The sequence below is a fragment of the Antiquaquibacter soli genome (genome assembly GCF_030580675.1).
Taxonomy (GTDB): Bacteria; Actinomycetota; Actinomycetes; order Actinomycetales; family Microbacteriaceae; genus Rhodoglobus; species Rhodoglobus soli.
In genome coordinates this window covers 1,857,245-1,873,364 of record NZ_JAUQUB010000001.1, presented here as the reverse complement: position 1 = coordinate 1,873,364, position 16,120 = coordinate 1,857,245, and the positions used below count along the sequence as shown (strand labels likewise).

At 69.4% G+C, this 16,120-nt stretch carries 19 protein-coding genes; 12 read left to right on the top strand and 7 right to left on the bottom strand.

Annotated features, from left to right (window positions below; all coding sequences use genetic code 11):
- Positions 1-7: 7 nt before the first annotated feature.
- The 8 genes from Q5716_RS09330 to Q5716_RS09295 all read left to right on the top strand — a co-directional run bounded on the left by Q5716_RS09330 (position 8) and on the right by Q5716_RS09295 (position 7,293).
- Entirely contained in the window at positions 8-1,363 is a 1,356-nt protein-coding gene (locus Q5716_RS09330) for an MFS transporter (RefSeq protein WP_305002799.1), read from the top strand.
- The gene (locus Q5716_RS09325) at positions 1,360-1,650 is read left to right on the top strand and encodes a DUF1905 domain-containing protein (RefSeq protein ID WP_305002798.1); all 291 of its coding nucleotides are present in this window, start codon (positions 1,360-1,362) and stop codon (positions 1,648-1,650) included. The genes Q5716_RS09330 and Q5716_RS09325 overlap by 4 nt, the downstream gene beginning before the upstream one ends.
- Positions 1,651-1,682: 32 nt before the next feature.
- Positions 1,683-2,492 (top strand): PDDEXK family nuclease, encoded by an 810-nt coding sequence (locus Q5716_RS09320; RefSeq protein ID WP_305002797.1) that lies wholly within the window; start codon positions 1,683-1,685, stop codon positions 2,490-2,492.
- A 20-nt stretch (positions 2,493-2,512) separates the two neighbouring features.
- Positions 2,513-3,082 (top strand): HhH-GPD-type base excision DNA repair protein, encoded by a 570-nt coding sequence (locus tag Q5716_RS09315; protein ID WP_305002796.1) that lies wholly within the window; start codon positions 2,513-2,515, stop codon positions 3,080-3,082.
- The gene (locus tag Q5716_RS09310) at positions 3,079-4,188 is read left to right on the top strand and encodes a YihY/virulence factor BrkB family protein (RefSeq protein WP_305002795.1); all 1,110 of its coding nucleotides are present in this window, start codon (positions 3,079-3,081) and stop codon (positions 4,186-4,188) included. Before Q5716_RS09315 ends, Q5716_RS09310 begins: the two co-directional genes overlap by 4 nt.
- A gap of 68 nt (positions 4,189-4,256) precedes the next feature.
- A complete protein-coding gene (locus tag Q5716_RS09305; RefSeq protein WP_305002794.1) occupies positions 4,257-4,841 on the top strand; it encodes a DUF4956 domain-containing protein in 585 nt (194 codons plus the stop codon).
- On the top strand, positions 4,838-5,602 hold the full coding sequence (locus Q5716_RS09300) for a polyphosphate polymerase domain-containing protein (protein WP_305002793.1): 765 nt from the start codon (positions 4,838-4,840) through the stop codon (positions 5,600-5,602). Before Q5716_RS09305 ends, Q5716_RS09300 begins: the two co-directional genes overlap by 4 nt.
- Before the next feature lie 11 nt (positions 5,603-5,613).
- Positions 5,614-7,293, top strand: coding sequence for a carbohydrate-binding domain-containing protein (locus tag Q5716_RS09295; RefSeq protein ID WP_305002792.1), 1,680 nt, complete (start codon positions 5,614-5,616; stop codon positions 7,291-7,293).
- On the opposite strand, the gene Q5716_RS09290 is transcribed toward Q5716_RS09295, so the two are convergent.
- Together Q5716_RS09290 and Q5716_RS09285 are read right to left on the bottom strand one after the other, a co-directional pair.
- Entirely contained in the window at positions 7,290-9,560 is a 2,271-nt protein-coding gene (locus Q5716_RS09290) for an excinuclease ABC subunit UvrA (RefSeq protein WP_305002791.1), read from the bottom strand. The genes Q5716_RS09295 and Q5716_RS09290 overlap by 4 nt on opposite strands.
- A 50-nt stretch (positions 9,561-9,610) precedes the next feature.
- Positions 9,611-10,051, bottom strand: coding sequence for a hypothetical protein (locus Q5716_RS09285; protein WP_305002790.1), 441 nt, complete (start codon positions 10,049-10,051; stop codon positions 9,611-9,613).
- 95 nt (positions 10,052-10,146) lie between these two features.
- On the opposite strand from Q5716_RS09285, the gene Q5716_RS09280 reads away from it, so the two are divergent.
- Positions 10,147-10,707, top strand: a complete 561-nt coding sequence (locus tag Q5716_RS09280) for a hypothetical protein (protein ID WP_305002789.1) — start codon at positions 10,147-10,149, stop codon at positions 10,705-10,707.
- Here Q5716_RS09280 and Q5716_RS09275 read toward each other — a convergent pair.
- Positions 10,704-11,447, bottom strand: coding sequence for an alpha/beta hydrolase (locus Q5716_RS09275; protein ID WP_305002788.1), 744 nt, complete (start codon positions 11,445-11,447; stop codon positions 10,704-10,706). The genes Q5716_RS09280 and Q5716_RS09275 overlap by 4 nt on opposite strands.
- A gap of 48 nt (positions 11,448-11,495) precedes the next feature.
- Between Q5716_RS09275 and Q5716_RS09270 the strand changes: the two genes are divergently transcribed.
- Genes Q5716_RS09270 through Q5716_RS09260 form a run of 3 tightly spaced genes read left to right on the top strand, consistent with a single transcriptional unit; the run spans position 11,496 to position 13,995 of the window.
- A complete protein-coding gene (locus Q5716_RS09270; protein WP_305002787.1) occupies positions 11,496-12,851 on the top strand; it encodes a glucose-6-phosphate dehydrogenase in 1,356 nt (451 codons plus the stop codon).
- 19 nt (positions 12,852-12,870) lie between these two features.
- Positions 12,871-13,164: a hypothetical protein gene (locus Q5716_RS09265; RefSeq protein WP_305002786.1), complete on the top strand. Its 294-nt coding sequence runs from the start codon at positions 12,871-12,873 to the stop codon at positions 13,162-13,164.
- 57 nt (positions 13,165-13,221) lie between these two features.
- The gene (locus Q5716_RS09260) at positions 13,222-13,995 is read left to right on the top strand and encodes a YidC/Oxa1 family membrane protein insertase (protein ID WP_305002785.1); all 774 of its coding nucleotides are present in this window, start codon (positions 13,222-13,224) and stop codon (positions 13,993-13,995) included.
- On the opposite strand, the gene Q5716_RS09255 is transcribed toward Q5716_RS09260, so the two are convergent.
- The 4 genes from Q5716_RS09255 to Q5716_RS09240 all read right to left on the bottom strand — a co-directional run bounded on the left by Q5716_RS09255 (position 13,983) and on the right by Q5716_RS09240 (position 16,052).
- Positions 13,983-14,354 carry a VOC family protein gene (locus Q5716_RS09255; protein WP_305002996.1) on the bottom strand — a complete coding sequence of 124 codons (372 nt, stop codon included), beginning with the start codon at positions 14,352-14,354 and terminating at the stop codon, positions 13,983-13,985. The two genes, Q5716_RS09260 and Q5716_RS09255, sit on opposite strands and share 13 nt — an antisense overlap.
- 69 nt (positions 14,355-14,423) lie before the next feature.
- Positions 14,424-15,212, bottom strand: a complete 789-nt coding sequence (locus tag Q5716_RS09250) for an alpha/beta fold hydrolase (RefSeq protein ID WP_305002784.1) — start codon at positions 15,210-15,212, stop codon at positions 14,424-14,426.
- Positions 15,209-15,676, bottom strand: coding sequence for an SRPBCC family protein (locus Q5716_RS09245; protein ID WP_305002783.1), 468 nt, complete (start codon positions 15,674-15,676; stop codon positions 15,209-15,211). Before Q5716_RS09245 ends, Q5716_RS09250 begins: the two co-directional genes overlap by 4 nt.
- Positions 15,669-16,052 (bottom strand): ArsR/SmtB family transcription factor, encoded by a 384-nt coding sequence (locus tag Q5716_RS09240; protein WP_305002782.1) that lies wholly within the window; start codon positions 16,050-16,052, stop codon positions 15,669-15,671. The genes Q5716_RS09245 and Q5716_RS09240 overlap by 8 nt, the downstream gene beginning before the upstream one ends.
- Between the last annotated feature and the right edge of the window lie 68 nt (positions 16,053-16,120).

Here is a 16,120-nt window from a genome sequence, read left to right as displayed (position 1 = left end):
AAGCACCATGAGCACCACCCCCGCCCCGCAGGGGCTCCTGTCGCCTGCCCTGCTGTGGACGACGGTCGGTTCGAGCGTCCTCATCTTCCTCGGGGCGTTCGAGTCCCTCGCGGTGACGACGATCATGCCGACGGTCAGTCGGGAGCTCGACGGCCAGGCGCTGTACGCGCTCGCGTTCTCCGCCACCCTCGCCGCCTCGATCGTGGGCACGGTCGCGGGCGGCTTTTGGGCGGACCGGGCCGGGCCCGCGCGACCGCTGCTGGCGGGCATCCTGGTGTTCCTCGTGGGACTCGTGCTCTCGGGGTCGGCGGCGCACATGGAGGTCTTCGTCGTCGGCCGGTTCTTCCAGGGGCTCGGCTCGGGGGCCATCAATGTCGCGCTCTACGTCGTGGTCGCCCGGTTGTACCCGGCGTCGCTGCATCCGCGGATCTTCGGACTGTTCGCGACGGTGTGGCTCATCCCCTCGCTCATCGGCCCGGTTCTCGCGGGGCTCATCGCGGACACGCTCAGCTGGCACTGGGTGTTCCTCGGGGTGGGAGTGCTGGTGCTCATCGCGGCGGGTGCGATCATCCCGTCGGTGCTGACCCTGCTGAGGATGCCCGAGCACGGAGCGGATGCCACGAGCTCTCGCTGGATCGTGCCCCTGTCCCTCGTGGCCGCCGTGGGCGTGCTCGGGGTCAGCCTCGCCGGCGAGCTCGGTCCGCTCGCCTGGCCCGTCGCGGTGGGGGCGCTCGGCGTCGCGTTCGTGGCTCTGAGGCCGCTCTTTCCGCGCGGGACGTTCCGCGCGGCCCGCGGCATGCCGGCGGCGATCGCCCTGCGCGGAGTCGTGGCGTCGGCGTTCTTCGCCGTCGAGGCCTTCCAGCCGCTGCTGTTCCAGGAGCGATTCGACTATCAGCCGTGGGCCGCGGGACTCATCCTGACCGTGGGCGGGGTCGCCTGGGCGGTGAGCTCCGAGGTGCAGGGTCGGTTGGGTGACCGGGTCGGTCACGAGGCGACCCTCCGGCTCGGCACGGTGCTCGCGGTGACGGGGCTGCTGTGGCAGCTCACGACGACCCTGCTCTGGCTGGCGCCGCCGATCGCTGCCATCGGCTGGCTCGTCGCGGGGGTCGGCATGGGGCTCATCTACCCTCGCGTGAGCACCGTCGTCCTCGCCCACTCGGCGCCGGGGGAGCAGGGCTTCAACTCGGGGGCGATGTCGATCGCCGATCTCGCGGGAGCCGCGTCATCCATTGCGATCGCGGGCCTGCTCTTCTCGGCGTTCGGCGGCGTCGAGGGTGCCGGCTTCACCGCGGTGTTCGTGCTCGGCGCCGCTCTCGTGCTGCTCACCCTGCCCGTGGCCTGGCGCGTCAGGGCGCAACCGTGAGCTGGACGTTCACCGCGACCACCTGGCGCTGGGAGGCGCGGCGCGACCTGTGGGTGTTCGTGCACGTGCCGGCGGAGATCAGCGAGGAGATCGCGGAGCTGCCGCACCCGCCCGCCGGCTGGGACTCGGTCAGGGTGCGCGTGCGCATCGGCACGACGAGGTGGGCGACGTCGATCTTCCCCAGCAGCGACGGGCTCTACTCGCTCGCGATCAAGAAATCGGTGCGCGAGAAGCACGCCATCGAGCTCGGATCGACCGTCGAGGTGGAGCTCGAGCTCGCCAGGTGAGGAGCGTCGGCGGGTCGACGTAGCCTGAGCGCGTGCCCGAGCAGGTTCAGTGGTGGTGGCAGCGCCGACAGCGCTCCAAAGGCGTCGCGCTGCCCTACGCCGTGGGGCAGTTCCGGGCGGATTGGGAACGCTATCCGGTGCTCGTGCGGCAGTACCATCCCGACCTCAATTTCGGCGTCGCGCTCACCCAGGTGCCGCCCGCCGCGGACGTGTGGCTGCTCTGGCAGTGCGAGGTCGGGCATACGTTCGTCGCGACCCCGTGGGAGCAGCGCCAGCGCCCCGGCCGGAGCCGTCGCCGATCGACGTGGTGCCCCGAGTGCACGGTGGATGCCACCGGCCGGCCCCCGCGCACGGAGAAGCCGCGCGCCCGCCCGCTGTGCTCCTCGTCCATCGCGACCCGATTCGCGGTGGGGGAGGCGTTCTCGAGCGAGTGCGCCCCGCGGCGTGCATCCGCGGTCGAGGGCGACCTGCACCAGCGCCTCGCCGACCGCCTTGAGTTCACGCAGGGCATGAACGCGGTGCGGGTGAAGCAGCCGTTCTTCGAGCACCTCGAGGTGTGGCCCGACATCGTGATCCCCGAGCTCAAGGTCGCGATCGAGTACGACTCCACGGGTCGCGACGGCCTCGAGCACGTCGGGCGCCGCGAGGCGGTCGACCTCCGGAAGGACCGCGCGCTGCGCAGCGCCGGGTGGGAAGTGGTGCGAATCCGCACGGGCAAACTCCATTCGCTCGGCCCCCGGGATGTCTCGGCCTCGGGCATCTCCCACCGTGTCATCGACCGGCTCCTCGACCAGCTGCGGGATGCCCGGGGCGACCTGATCGTGGACTGCTACCTGCGCTGATCCTCTGCAAGACTGAAGCCATGGCGCTCCACATCACCGGCGACCCGGTCGCCGACGACCTGCTGACGACGAACCCGTTCGCCCTCCTCACCGGGATGCTGCTCGACCAGCAGGTGACGATGGAGACCGCGTTCGCCGGCCCGGCGAAGATCGACGAGCGGCTCGGCGGTCTGAGCCCGGCGGCCATCGCCGGGACCGACCCCGAGAAGCTCCTCGCGGCCTTCAAGGAATCGCCCGCGGTGCACCGCTTCCCGGGGTCGATGGCCGAGCGACTGCAGGCGCTCGCGCAGAAGCTCGTCGACGACTGGGATGGCGACGCGTCCGCCGTCTGGACGCGCGGCGCCCCCGACGGGGCGGAGGTCTATAAGCGACTCCGCACCCTCCCGGGCTTCGGCGAGCAGAAGGCGAAGATCTTCCTCGCCCTGCTCGGCAAGCAATACGGCTTCACCGGAGCGGGATGGCGTGAGGCATCCGCTCCGTACGGTGCCGACGGCTCCAGCATGTCTGTAGCGGACATCGTCGACGCCGAGTCGCTCGCCCGCGTGCGAGAGGCGAAGAAGGCGGCGAAGGCGGCAGCCAAGGCGAAATGAGGGACCGCATCCGCGCCCTGTGGGACTGGGGCCGATCGCGCTTCCCGGTGCGGGTGTGGGTGCACTTCCTCGACCAGAACGGGCTCCTGCTCGCCGCGGGCATGAGCTACCAGTCCCTGTTCGCCGTGTTCGCCGCTGCCTACGTGGGGTTCTCGATCGCGGGCATCTGGCTCACCGGCCAGCCGCAGACTCTCGCGTCCCTCGTCGAGATCCTCAGCACGGCGATCCCCGGGCTGTTCGGGCAGCGGGGGGTCATCGACCCGGACGACCTCGTCGCGGCGAGCTCGAGCATCCTGAGCGTCACGGGTGTCGTCGCGGCTGCCGGGCTGATCTGGACAGCGATCGGCTGGATGACCTTCGCCCGCATGTCCGTCCGGCAGGTGTTCGGGCTGCCGAAGGACAAGCGCAACTACTTCCTCATGAAGGCTCGCGACCTCCTCGTCTCACTCGTGTTGGGCGCACTCCTTATCGTCGCTTCCGGTCTTTCTGTCGCGAGCACCGAGGCGCTCCACGTCGTCTTCGCGTGGTTCGGCCTCAGCACTGGCTCCCTCTGGTACACGATCCTGGCTCGCGGTTCGGGCCTCGTGCTGGTCCTCGTGCTCAACACCGCCGTTCTTGCGGCGACGTTCCGCTTCCTGTCCCGGGCGCAGATCCGGTGGAGACGGCTGTGGGGCGGTTCGCTGCTCGGTGGACTCGCGCTCCTTCTCCTCCAACTCGGCGCTTCGCTGCTCGCGGGCGGTGCCACTCGGAATCCGCTGCTGGCCACCTTCGCCGTATTCATCGGCCTCCTCCTGTTCTTCCGGTTGACGAGCATCGTCACCCTCGTCGCTGCCGCATGGATCGCGGTCGGGGCCTCCGATCGCGGGGAGCCTCTCGTGCGGCTCAGCCCTCTCGAGCTCGCGCGACGCCAGGAGCTCGCGGAGCACGAAGCTGTTCTTACTGCAGCGCGCGTGCGCGTGCGGGATGCCCGCCGTGACCTCGCCGCGTCCCCGTGGTGGAGCCGCCTCGCGGCTCGGTCCCGATTGCGGTCCGCTCAACGGGAGCTCGATGCTCTCGGCCAGACACCTCCCTCGCAAACCCGGAGCGGCCCTCCAGAGCGGTCATAGAAACCGCAAAGCTTCGGCTGGCCTGATGGTGCTGTCCCGTTCACCGACAGTTCATCTCAGGAGCCACCATGGACCAAGCGATCATGATCGCACTCGACCTCGTCGCGATCGCCGTGATGACGTTCGGCCTCTACTTCCCCCGCCACCGGCGCCGCGACCTCGTCGTCGCCTACCTCGTGGTGAACGTCGGCGTGCTCGCCGTCTCCGCCGTTCTCGGCACCACCGCGGTCGGGGTGGGGATCGGCCTCGGGCTGTTCGGCGTGCTGTCGATCATCCGGCTCCGCTCCTCGGAGATCGCCCAGCACGAGGTCGCGTACTACTTCGCCGCGCTAGCGCTGGGCCTCATCGCGGGCCTCACGACGACCGTGAGTCCGCTCATGATCGCTCTCATGGCGCTCCTTCTCGTGACACTCGCCATCGGAGACAGCCCCGCGCTGTTCCGCCGCTACCGCCAGCAGACCGTCGTGCTCGACACCGCCTACACGGATGAGACGGCGCTGCGCGCGGCCCTCGAGCGGATGCTCGGTGCCCGCGTCCACCGAGTGACCGTGCACCACCTCGACCTCATCAACGACTCGACCACCGTCGAGGTGCGCTATCAGATCGGGGACCGCGCCGCGACCGCTCACGAGGTCGAGCAGGTGCAGCGATGAGCGCCGCAACCCTGAGCAGCGCGTTCGCCGCCCTGGAGCCGATCGATCTCGACGAACTCGTGGCCGAGGCATCCTTGCAGACGCGCGTCGACCGCAAGTACGTGCTCGACCGTGTCCGGGCGGAGGGAGTGCTGCAGTGGCTCGCCGACGGAACCCGGGTGCTGGAAATCGACGGCTCGAGGTCGCTCGCGTACGAGTCGGTGTATTTCGACACACCCGACCTGCTGAGCTACCGGCTCGCGGCGCACGCGCGCCGTCGGCGGTTCAAGCTGCGCACCCGGGCCTACCTCGACACCGATCGCGCCTACCTGGAGATGAAGACTCGCGGGTCGCGCAGCTCCACGGTCAAGGAACGTATCGACTACGACGTGCGCGATCGGTCGACCCTCACCCGCGCCGGCCGGGAGTACGCGGATGCCGCACTCGACGGTCTCGGAATCGACCCGTCATCCCTCGCCCTCGTGCCCACGCTCACCACGCGCTACGAGCGCACGACGCTGTACCTGCCGGGCTCGTCGAGCCGCGCCACGGTCGACACCTCTCTGTCGTGGCAGGCGGCCGACGGCAGGACGCTCCGCCGCCCCGATCTCGTGATCGTGGAGACGAAGTCCGGCTCCCGCACGTCAGAAGTCGACCGGCTGCTCTGGGCTAACGGCCATCGCCCCTCGACCGTCTCGAAGTTCGGCACCGGCCTTGCCGCGCTCAACCCCGACCTCCCCTCCAACAAGTGGTCCCGCGTGCTGCGGCGCCACTTCGCCTGAAAGGCACCGCCATGAAGAGATATGTACTGACCGCCGCCGGCCTCCTGTTCGGCAGCGTCGTGCTCGCCGGGTGCGCCGTCGCCGCAACGCCGACCACCGTGACGGGTGTCGACTCGGGCTCGACAGCATCGCCCACGGTCGTCGTCGACGCGACGCTGACCGCCGACGCGGTGCTCGCGGACAACGAGGACTCGACCACGGTGAACGACGACGAGTGGAGTCTCGACTCGGCGACGGCGGTCGACCTCTCGAGCCCGAGCGCTACCGACGGGGTGTCCGTGGACGGCTCGACGCTCACCATCACCGCCGCCGGCACGTTCGTGCTGAGCGGGGACCTCGACGGTCAGGTGGTGGTGGCGTCGCCGGACGACGCCGTCGTCGCGATCGTGCTGAGCGATGCATCCATCACCTCGAGCGGTGGACCGGCGATCTGGGTGCAGAGCGCCGACGATGTGGTGATCTCCCTCGAGGGCGACAGCTCGGTCAGCGACGCGTCATCCTACGCCGATGACGCAGACGCGAATGCGGCGGTGTTCAGCGAGGCCGACCTGACGTTCTCCGGTTCGGGGTCCCTCACGGTCTCGGGAAACGGGGGCGACGGCATCACGAGCGAGGACGACCTCGTCGTCCTGTCCGGGTCGATCACGGTCGAGGCGGCGGACGACGCGCTCCGCGGCAAGGACTCCCTCGTCGTGAAGGGCGGCGAGTTGACGCTCACCGCGGGCGGGGATGCCCTGCTCTCCGACAACGAGGAGGACGCGACTCGCGGGTACGTCTGGGTCGACGACGGCACCCTCGTCGCGACCGCGGGTGACGACGGCATCGACGCGGTCACCGACGTCGTGCTGACCGGCGGTTCGCTGACGCTGGATGCGACGGGCAAGGGCGTCAAGGCGGGCGTGTACCTCGTCGCCGAGGGCACCGAGGCATCCGTCACCGCGCAGGATGACGCGCTCCACTCCAACGGCGCCATCCACCTGAACCTCGGCACCGTCGCCCTCGCCAGCGGCGACGACGGACTGCACGCCGACTCGGCGATCGTGATCGACGGCGGATCGCTCACCGTCAGCCAGTCGTACGAGGGAATCGAGGCGCCGAGCATCACGATCAACGACGGCGACGTCACGGTGAAGGCGAGCGATGACGGGATCAACGCGTCCGGCAACGCGACCGCGAGCGAGGGGGGCGGCATGGGCGGGGGAATGGGCGATACCGGCGAGTTGCTGACGATCGCGGGCGGCACCGTGCTCATCTCCGCCGAGGGCGACGGGTTCGACTCCAACGGGTCGGCGGTCGTCTCGGGCGGCACGCTCGTCGTCAACGGCCCGACCAACGATGGCAACGGAGCGCTCGACGTCAACGGAATCCTCACGGTCTCCGGAGGGACGGTCTTCGCGATCGGTAGCGCCGGAATGGCGGTGTCCCCGGATGCGTCGTCTCCCCAGTCGTGGATCTCGGCGACCGTGAGCGGCACCGCCGGCGACGTGGTGCAGGTGCTCGACTCGACGGGCGCTGTGGTCTACGAGTACACCGCGGAGAAGGCGTTCTCGTCGGTCGTGTTCTCCTCGTCCGTCCTAGCGGACGGGGCGAACTACTCGGTGACCGTGAACGGGTCCTCCGCCGTCACGGTCACCGAGGGGACGGCTGCGGCGGGCAGCGGCGGTCCGGGCGGCGGCGGGATGCGTCCCTAGGCCCCCACGTACTCCGCGAGGTGCTGGCCGGTGAGGGTGCTCCGCGCGGCCACGAGGTCGCGCGGGGTGCCCTCGAACACGACGGTGCCTCCGTCGTGGCCGGCGCCCGGGCCGATGTCGACGATCCAGTCGGCGTGGGCCATGACTGCCTGGTGATGCTCGATCACGATGACCGTCTTGCCGGAGTCGACGAGCCGGTCGAAGAGGGCGAGCATCTGCTCGACATCGGCGAGGTGGAGCCCGGTCGTCGGCTCGTCGAGCACGTAGATGCCGCCCTTCTCGGCCATGTGGATCGCCAGCTTGAGGCGCTGGCGCTCCCCGCCCGAGAGGGTGGTGAGCGGCTGCCCGATGCCGAGGTAGCCGAGCCCCACGTCGACCATTCGCGCGAGGATCGCGTGGGCGGGACCCGATCCGAAGAAGTCGTGGGCCTCGGCGACCGACATCGCGAGCACCTCGGCGATGTTCTTGCCGTTCAGGCGGTACTCGAGCACGGCCGCCTGGAACCTCTTGCCCTCGCACAGCTCGCAGACCGTCGCGACTCCCGCCATCATCGCGAGGTCGGTGTAGATTACGCCGTTGCCATTGCAGTTCGGGCACGCGCCCTCGGAGTTCGCGCTGAAGAGAGCGGGCTTGACGCCGTTGGCCTTGGCGAATGCCGAGCGGATCGGGTCGAGGAGCCCGGTGTACGTCGCGGGGTTGCTGCGGCGTGACCCCTTGATCGCCGATTGGTCGACGGTCACGACGTTCTCCCCGCGGGGGATCGACCCGTGGATCAGCGAGCTCTTGCCGCTGCCAGCCACGCCCGTTACGACCGTGAGCACCCCCAGCGGGATGTCGACGTCCACGTTCTTGAGGTTGTGACGGGTGGCACCGCGGATCTCGAGGGCACCGGTGCGCTCGCGCACGGCATCCTTCAGCCTCGCCCGGTAGTCGAGGTGCTGGCCCGTGAGGCTTCCGCTCGCGCGGAGCTCCTCGACGGTGCCCTCGAACTGGATCGTTCCGCCGTGGACGCCGGCGCGCGGGCCGAGGTCGATGACGTGGTCGGCGATCGCGATCGTCTCGGGCTTGTGCTCCACCACGAGCACCGTGTTGCCCTTGTCGCGCAGGTGGACGAGCAGCGCGTTCATCCGCTGGATGTCGTGCGGGTGGAGGCCCACGGTCGGCTCGTCGAAGATGTAGCTCACGTCGGTGAGCGGCGAGCCCAGGTGCCGCACCATCTTGACGCGTTGCGCTTCGCCGCCGGAGAGGGAGCCCGAGGTGCGGTCGAGGCTCAAGTAGCCGAGCCCGATGTCGACGAGGGAGTCGAGGGTCTTCTGCAGCGGTTCGATGAGGGGGGCGACCTGCGAGTCGGTGATGCCGCGGACGAACTCGGCGAGGTCGCTGATCTGCATCGCACAGCAGTCGGCGATGCTCTTGCCGTCGATCTTCGACGACCGAGCGGCCTCGTTGAGTCGCGATCCGCCGCACGCCGGGCACGTGGTAAACGTCACCGCTCGCTCGATGAACGCGCGGATGTGCGGCTGCACCGAGTCCTTGTCCTTCGACAGGATGCTCTTGCGCACCTTGGGCACGAGACCCTCGTACGTCATGTTGAAGCCCGTGACGGCGACCTTGACGGGCTCCTTGTAGAGGAAGTCCTGCAGCTGCTGCTCGGTGAAGTCCTTGATCGGCACGTCACCGGGGAGGAACCCCGACTCGATGTAGCCGCGCACCATCCACCCGTCCGCGGTGTAGCCGGGCACCGTGATCGCGCCCTCGACGAGGGACTTCGATCGGTCGAACAGCTCGTCGAGGTCGATGTCGGTGACGTGGCCGAGTCCCTCGCACTCCGGGCACATGCCCTCGGGAGCGTTGAAGCCGAAGTAGTACGACGGGCCGATGTGCGGCTCGCCGAGGCGGCTGAAGACGATGCGCAGCATCGCGTTGACGTCGGTGGCGGTGCCGACCGTCGATCTCGAGTTCGCGCCCATCCGCTCCTGATCGACGATGATCGCCGCGCTCAGGTTCTCGAGGGAGTCGACATCGGGTCGGCCGAGGCTGGCCATGAAGCCCTGCACGAACGCGGGGTAGGTCTCATTGATGAGTCGCTGCGACTCGGCGGCGATGGTGCCGAACACGAGCGACGACTTGCCCGATCCGGAGACGCCGGTGAAGACCGTCAGCCGCCTCTTGGGGATGTCGACGTCGACGTCGCGGAGGTTGTTCTCCCGGGCACCGCGCACCCGGATCCGGTCATGGCTGTCGGCGAGAGGGATCTCGGTGTTCACAGCGTCTACTTTGGCAGACGCCGCCGACACAGGGAACGGGAGGGCGGATGCTAGGCCCACACCTCTCGGCGCGACGAGAACGCCTTGAGCGATCCGAACTCGGTGCGCCCGCCGAAGGTGGCCTTCTTGTAGGGCATGAGCACGACGGCGGATGCCCCGTCCCGGTGCTCGATCCGCACCTCCACCGCATCCGTGCGCTCGCGTGCCAGTCGCGTGCTGAAGACGACCGCCGTGCACCGCACCTCGGTGCGCACGCGCCGCAAGTGGCGAACGGCGTTGTCGATGACGACCTCCGCTTCAGGGTGCTTGCCGAGCCCAGAGCGGTCGGGCTCGAGCTCGAGCACGCGGGAGTCCTCCGCGACGACGAGGGCGGCCGGCTCGAACACCGCTGCCTCGCTCAGTCGCGACTGGGCCAGCCGCAGGGCCGAGTTGAGAAGACGATCCAGCTCAGCCTGCGTGGCCTCGCTCACCGCGTCCCCCCACGAATGCATGGGGTAATCGTATCGGCGCACCGAACGTTCCGCTGGCGACAGAACGGGGGACACGCCGCTTGTGGACGCTCGCCCTGCGCCGCTAGAAAGAGTCCATGAAAGCCAAGCTCACGGCGGGCCAGGTCGTCGCCGCGATCATCGCCGGAATCGTCGGCCACGTGCTTCTCGGCGGAGGCTGGGCGCTGCTCGGGCTCGTGCTGTTCGGGGGCCTCCTCACGGGCATCCTCGGGGTCACCGTCTCGGGCCTCATCGAACTCGTCTCCGGCGACAATCCCGCGGCGACCGAGCTCGTCGACAGCGCTGGCGGAGTGATCGGCAGCGTCTTCCTGGGCGCGGCCGTCGTCGCCGTCGTGCTCATGCTCGTCGGGTTCCTCGTGAGCGGGCTCATCCTCCGCGGCGGTCGAGTGCGCAAGCCCTGGGGCACCACGTTCTGGTCCGCCGTCATCGTCGCGGTGCTCTCGCTGCCGCTGCTGCTCCTCTACCTCGCGATTTCCGGCCAGGGGGAGGGCGGGCTGCCGTTCCCGCTCGTGGCGCTCCTCGGAACGGTCATCGTCGGCGTGCTCGTCTGGCTCTGGATGACGTGGGCGCACCGCGGCCGCGTGCCCGAAGTGACGGCAGGCACGGCGTCAGAGGGCGCGCCCGCGGTCGAGTCCTAACCCGCGAAGAACTCCCTCAGCAGCCCGGCGATGTCCTCGCGGACCTCGCCGCGCGAGAGCGTGCCGACGCCGTCGCCCGGCTGCGGGCCGTAGGACCCGAAGCCCGCGTGGTTGAGTCCCTCGATCTCGACGAACTCGGCAGACCGCGGGAGCAGAGGCGCGGCCTCGGCGATCTTCTCGGGGGTGGAGAGGCCGTCGGCGCTTCCGGAGAGGGAGAGCACGGGCATCCTGCGCTCCGACAGGTCGTTCGCGCAGTACGAGCCGAACAGCACGAGTGCCGCGACGTCGGGGGACTCGGCGAGCTGGCACGCGCGGACGCCGCCGAGCGAGTGGCCGCCCACCGCCCAGCTGGTGACGTCGGGGGCGTCGGCGGTGAAAGTCTCGAGCGGCCGCTGATCGAAGAAGGCCAGGTTGACGGTGGGCTTCGTGATGACGACGGTCAGCCCCTCGGCGACGGCGCCCGAGAGCACGTACATGTAGGCGTAGGGGTCGACACGCGCTCCCGGGATGAAGACGAGCCCCTCCCCGGTGGGCTCGCCCGTCGGGGTCATGACGATCGAGTGGTCGGTCGACCTGATGCTGATTCCGGGGTCGGTCCACGCGTCGATGGCGGCATCGCGCTCGCCCCGCATCACCATGCTCGCCCAGAAGAGCACGCCGACGACCGCGAGTACGAGCACGGCGATCAGAGCGACGAGTACCCGGACCACTCGGCGCGCGATCGATCGTCCTCTGGTCATGCATCCATTCTCCGGCACTGGGGTCGCGCGGTGGGATAGCCTCGGCGCGTGACCGATCGCATCGAGACCCTCGTCATCCTCGGCGCGGGGGGAGACCTCACCGCTCGACTGCTCCTGCCGGGGGTGGCCTCGTTCCTCGCCTCCTCGCGCGCTCAGCCGATCAGCATCATCGGCGTCGACCGGGATGACACCACCGATGCCGACTGGCGCTCGACAGTGGCGACCGCCTTCGCCGACTCGCCCTCCGCCCTCGGCAGGAAGGTCGCGAAGTCCAGTCGCTACCTCCGCGGCGACGCGACGAGCCCCGAGGATCTGAAGGCTGTGCTGGATGCCGCGACCGGCCGGATCGCGGTCTACTTCGCTCTCCCGCCCGCCGTCGCCGCGCTCGCCGTCCGCGCCCTGTCCACGATAGATCTGCCGAAGGGCATCGTCTTCGCGCTCGAGAAGCCCTTCGGTACCGACCTGAAGTCGGCGCAGGCGCTCAACCGGCTCCTGGAGACCATGGTCCCCGAGCACCAGGTGTTCCGCGTCGACCACTTCCTCGGCAAGACGAGCGTGCTCAACCTCATCGGCTTGCGCTTCGCGAACCGCATCTTCGAACCCCTGTTCTCGTCCGAGAACATCTCGAGGGTGGAGATCGTCGTCGACGAGTCGCTCGCGCTCGAGAACCGCGCGGGCTACTACGACCGTGCGGGTGCGCTCGTCGACATGATCCAGAGCCATCTCCTGCTCGTGCTCGCCCTCGCCGCCATGGAGCCGCCCGCGAGCCTCGACGCCGACGATCTCCGGGGCGCTATGGCCCAGGTGCTGCGCGCGACGCGCCCGTGGCGCAAGAACGGCACGTCGTCGAGACGGGCGCGCTACGGCGCGGGGTCGATCGCCGGTCGGCGACTGCCGGCCTACATCGACGAGGACGGCGTCGACCCGTCGCTCAAGACGGAGACGCTCGCCGAGGTCACCCTCGCGATCGACAACTGGCGCTGGGCGGGGGTGCCGTTCGTGCTCCGCTCGGGCAAGGCCCTCGGCGAGAACCGGCAGGACATCGTGGTCACCTTCAAGGACGTGCCGCACCTGCCGACCGGGCTGACCGGGATCCCCGGCCCGAGTTCGCTGCGGATCTCTCTCAAGCCGGCGACCCTCGACCTCGACCTCGTCATCAACGGGGAGGGCGATCCGTTCACCCTCGACCGGTCGATGCTTCACGCCGACCTGGGGGATCCCGAGCTCAGTGCCTACGGCGAGGTGCTCTCCGAGCTGCTCGAGTGCGACCCGACGATCGCAGTCCGCGGCGACGTCGCGGAGCAGTGCTGGAGGATTGTCGCCCCCGTGCTCGCGGCCTGGCGCAAGGATGCAGTGCCGCTCGAGACCTATCCGGCCGGCAGTCTCGGACCGTCGTCCTGGTAGCCCGGTGTAGCCTGAGCCCATGCGAACCCTCGCGGCGCGGCTGACGACCCTCCTCGGGCTCGCGCTGCTCGTCGCCGCCCTCGGAGGGTCGGGCGAGCCCGCGTCGATCGCCGCGGTGCTGTCCCTCGCGGCGGTGGCCGCGCTCGCGGTCGCGGTCGTCGTGGTGCTCGCACAGCGGCCGCTCACCGGAGCCGTGGGCGGGCGTGCTCGACAGCATCGACAGCTGCTCATCGGGATGCCCGCGCCGCAGCATCCGGCGACCCCGGGCCGCACCCGCAGTCGTGCGCCGGGAGAGGTTCTCCCGGCCGCCTAGTCCGACGAGTCGGTCGGGCGGTCAGATGACCCCTGACCCGACTACCGAAGGACTGCTGTGGACCTCTACTCGTTCGCTCCGATCGCCGCCGTACTGGATGCGGCGCACTCCGTCATCACCGCCCTCATCGGGCTGCTCGACCCCGTCGCGGGCGGCCTCGCCGCCGCCCTCGCCGTGGTGCTCGTGACCGTCGTCGTCCGGCTCGCCCTGCTCCCCGCGAGCATTGCGACGGTGCGGGGCGAGATCGAGCGCCGTCGCCTCGCGCCGCGGCTCGCGGCGCTCCGCAAGCGCTACTCCAGCAATCCGGAGCTGCTCCAGCGCAAGACCATGGAGCTCTACTCGAGCGAGCGGGTGAGCCCGTTCGCGGGGTGCGTGCCGGCGCTCATCCAGGCTCCGATCCTCTCGGTGCTCTACGCGCTCTTCGCGGTGACCGTGATCGGCGGTCATCCCAACGCTCTGCTCGAGCAGCAGTTCCTGGGGCTGCCGCTGGGGACGTCGTTCCTGCACGCGATCGGCGCCGGCTCGCCCCCGCTCGAGCTCCTCGTGTTCGTGGTGCTGCTGTCGGGTATCGGCCTGGTCGCGTGGTTCTCCCGACGGGTGACCCAGCGCTACACGCAGTCGAGCGCCGACGAGGTCCCCGCCGCGGTGCGCTCGATGGCGGGCATCCTCAGCTGGATGCCCTTCCTCACGATCGTCTTCGCTGCGCTCGTCCCGCTCGCGGCGACGCTTTACCTCGCCGTCTCGACGACGTGGACTCTCGTCGAGCGGCAGGTGCTGCGCCGGGTGCTCGACCCCGGCCCCGGCGCAGCACCCGTCGCTCAGCCCTCGTAGGGCACGAGCTGCTGGAGGGCCCAGCCGTTGCCGTCGGGGTCGGAGAAGTACACGAACCGGCCCCATGGCGTCTCGTCGACGGGTCCCGCCTCGACGCCGCGCTCGCGCAGGAACGCGAGCGCGGCGTCCGCGTCGGCGATGACGCACTGGATGCCTTTGACCGAGCCCGCCGTCATCTCGGTGAAGTTGCTGTCGAGCACGATCGAGCACGCGGACCCCGGGGGAGTGAGCTGCACGAAGCGGATGTCGTCGCTCACCCGGTGGTCGTGGTCGGCGGAGAAGCCGATCGACACGTAGAAATCCTTCGCGCGGTCCATGTCGCTCACGGGCACGGCGAGCAGTTCGATCTTCCAGTCCATGATCTGTCCTTTCGTCATGACCTCACGGTACGAGGCGACGCGGACAGATAGCGTCCGGAATTCTGACGATCAGCGGAAGAATTCGACGAGTTCGGGGGCGATCGCCTCGTCCTTGACCTGGTGCGTCTGCCCGGGCAGGAGTCTGTGAGTCGCGCCGGGAACGGCATCGGCGACACCCTGCGCGGCGGCGACCATGTTGGGCTTCGCCTTGCCGCCCACCATCACGAGGGCGGGGACCCGGATGCGCGACAGCTCGTCGACCGGCACTCGGAAGCCCGTCATGATCTCGGTGTCGTAGGGGAGGGTGAAGGCGACGGCCTTGAGCTGCGCGAACACCGGACGCATCAGCCGCATCATGAGGGGCATGAACGCGGGTCCGCCGACCATGTCGACCATGAAGAAGTCGACCGCCTTGTCGGGACGACCGGCATCCAGCCGCTTGTTCAGCTCGGCGATCGCGTCGACCGGCTGGCCCTTCACCCGCACCTCGCCGATGAACGGCGCTTCGTAGCTCGCGAGCTTGCGCATCGGCACGCCGTGCGCGGCCGCCCTCAGCACGAGGCCGCCGCCCGAGGAGAACCCGAGGACGAAGGCATCCCCGCCCGCGGCGTCGATCACTGCGGCGAGATCCTCGAACTCGCGCTCGGGCGAGTAGGGGAGCGTGTTGCCGCTCTCGCCCCGACCGCGCCGGTCGTAGTAGTACACGGTGTACCTGTCGGCGAGGGTCTCGGCGAGACTCTTGCACGGCCCGAACTCGCGGTAGCACATCGCGCCATCGACGAGGACGAGCGCCGGCCCTGAGCCGGTCACCGAGTACGCGATGCGCGTACCGTCGGCAGAGGTGGTGAATTCGGTCATCGGATTCCTCCTTCGATGAGGGCGTCGATCTTCTCGAACGACTCGAGCCAGCCGGCCGTCGTCATGTCGCGGAACTCCGGGTCGAACGGTCCCTGGTGCAGGGTCACCCGGGTCGTGTCGCCGTGGTCGTGGAACTGCACGCGCAAGTAGACGTGCTCGATGTCGCCCGCGGAGGTCTGCGCGGCGAGCACGCCCTCGAGGTATTCGTGCTCGACGATCTCCACGATCGTGGACTGCACGGGGTAGACGCCGTTCTCGTCGTGCATCTCGAGGTTCCAGGCGCCCCCCGGCTGCGGCTCGACAGTGACCGTCGCCGGGTCGACCGATACCGCGTGCGGCCCGAACCACTGGGCGAGGAGGGCGGGGTCGGTCCAGAACCGCCAGACGACGGCGACGGGAGCGTTGAAGCTCCGAGTGATGTAGACGTCGCGGTCGGTCGCCTCGGGCAGCACGTGCTCAGTCATCGGTGGTCTCCTTGCCGTTGTTCTCGGTCGCGGGTTCATCCGCAGTGGTGGTCTGCTGCATCGCCGTGAAGGCGGCGATCGCCTGGTCGAGCCGGTCGAAGCTTCGCGACCAGAAGCGCTTGTACCGCTCCATGTACTCGATCGCCTCCCTCAATCGCTCCGCCTCCAAGTGGCTGTAGCGCGCTGTGGCGACCTTCGAGCGCGAGATCAGACCCGCGTGCTCGAGCACCTTGAGGTGCTTGGAGATTGCGGGCTGGCTCATGGCGAACGGCTCGGCGAGCTCGGTGACCGTGGCGTCGGACTCGGCGAGGCGCTGCAGGAGCGCTCGACGAGTCGGGTCGGCGAGCGCGCCGAACACCGCGGACAACGGGTCCATCTATAACCTTTCGGTTCTGAAAGCGATCGGTTATACAATAGTGCTCCTCGCTGCGGTGTCAAGCAAAC

Coding starts and splice junctions, on each gene's coding strand:
- Q5716_RS09330 (WP_305002799.1), top strand. CDS start 8: ATGAGCACCACCCCCGCCCCGCAGGGGCTCCTGTCGCCTGCCCTGCTG.
- Q5716_RS09315 (WP_305002796.1), top strand. CDS start 2,513: ATGGCGCTCCACATCACCGGCGACCCGGTCGCCGACGACCTGCTGACG.
- Q5716_RS09310 (WP_305002795.1), top strand. CDS start 3,079: ATGAGGGACCGCATCCGCGCCCTGTGGGACTGGGGCCGATCGCGCTTC.
- Q5716_RS09305 (WP_305002794.1), top strand. CDS start 4,257: ATGGACCAAGCGATCATGATCGCACTCGACCTCGTCGCGATCGCCGTG.
- Q5716_RS09300 (WP_305002793.1), top strand. CDS start 4,838: ATGAGCGCCGCAACCCTGAGCAGCGCGTTCGCCGCCCTGGAGCCGATC.
- Q5716_RS09295 (WP_305002792.1), top strand. CDS start 5,614: ATGAAGAGATATGTACTGACCGCCGCCGGCCTCCTGTTCGGCAGCGTC.
- Q5716_RS09285 (WP_305002790.1), bottom strand. CDS start 10,051: ATGCATTCGTGGGGGGACGCGGTGAGCGAGGCCACGCAGGCTGAGCTG.
- Q5716_RS09280 (WP_305002789.1), top strand. CDS start 10,147: ATGAAAGCCAAGCTCACGGCGGGCCAGGTCGTCGCCGCGATCATCGCC.
- Q5716_RS09275 (WP_305002788.1), bottom strand. CDS start 11,447: ATGACCAGAGGACGATCGATCGCGCGCCGAGTGGTCCGGGTACTCGTC.
- Q5716_RS09265 (WP_305002786.1), top strand. CDS start 12,871: ATGCGAACCCTCGCGGCGCGGCTGACGACCCTCCTCGGGCTCGCGCTG.
- Q5716_RS09255 (WP_305002996.1), bottom strand. CDS start 14,354: ATGGACTGGAAGATCGAACTGCTCGCCGTGCCCGTGAGCGACATGGAC.
- Q5716_RS09250 (WP_305002784.1), bottom strand. CDS start 15,212: ATGACCGAATTCACCACCTCTGCCGACGGTACGCGCATCGCGTACTCG.
- Q5716_RS09245 (WP_305002783.1), bottom strand. CDS start 15,676: ATGACTGAGCACGTGCTGCCCGAGGCGACCGACCGCGACGTCTACATC.
- Q5716_RS09240 (WP_305002782.1), bottom strand. CDS start 16,052: ATGGACCCGTTGTCCGCGGTGTTCGGCGCGCTCGCCGACCCGACTCGT.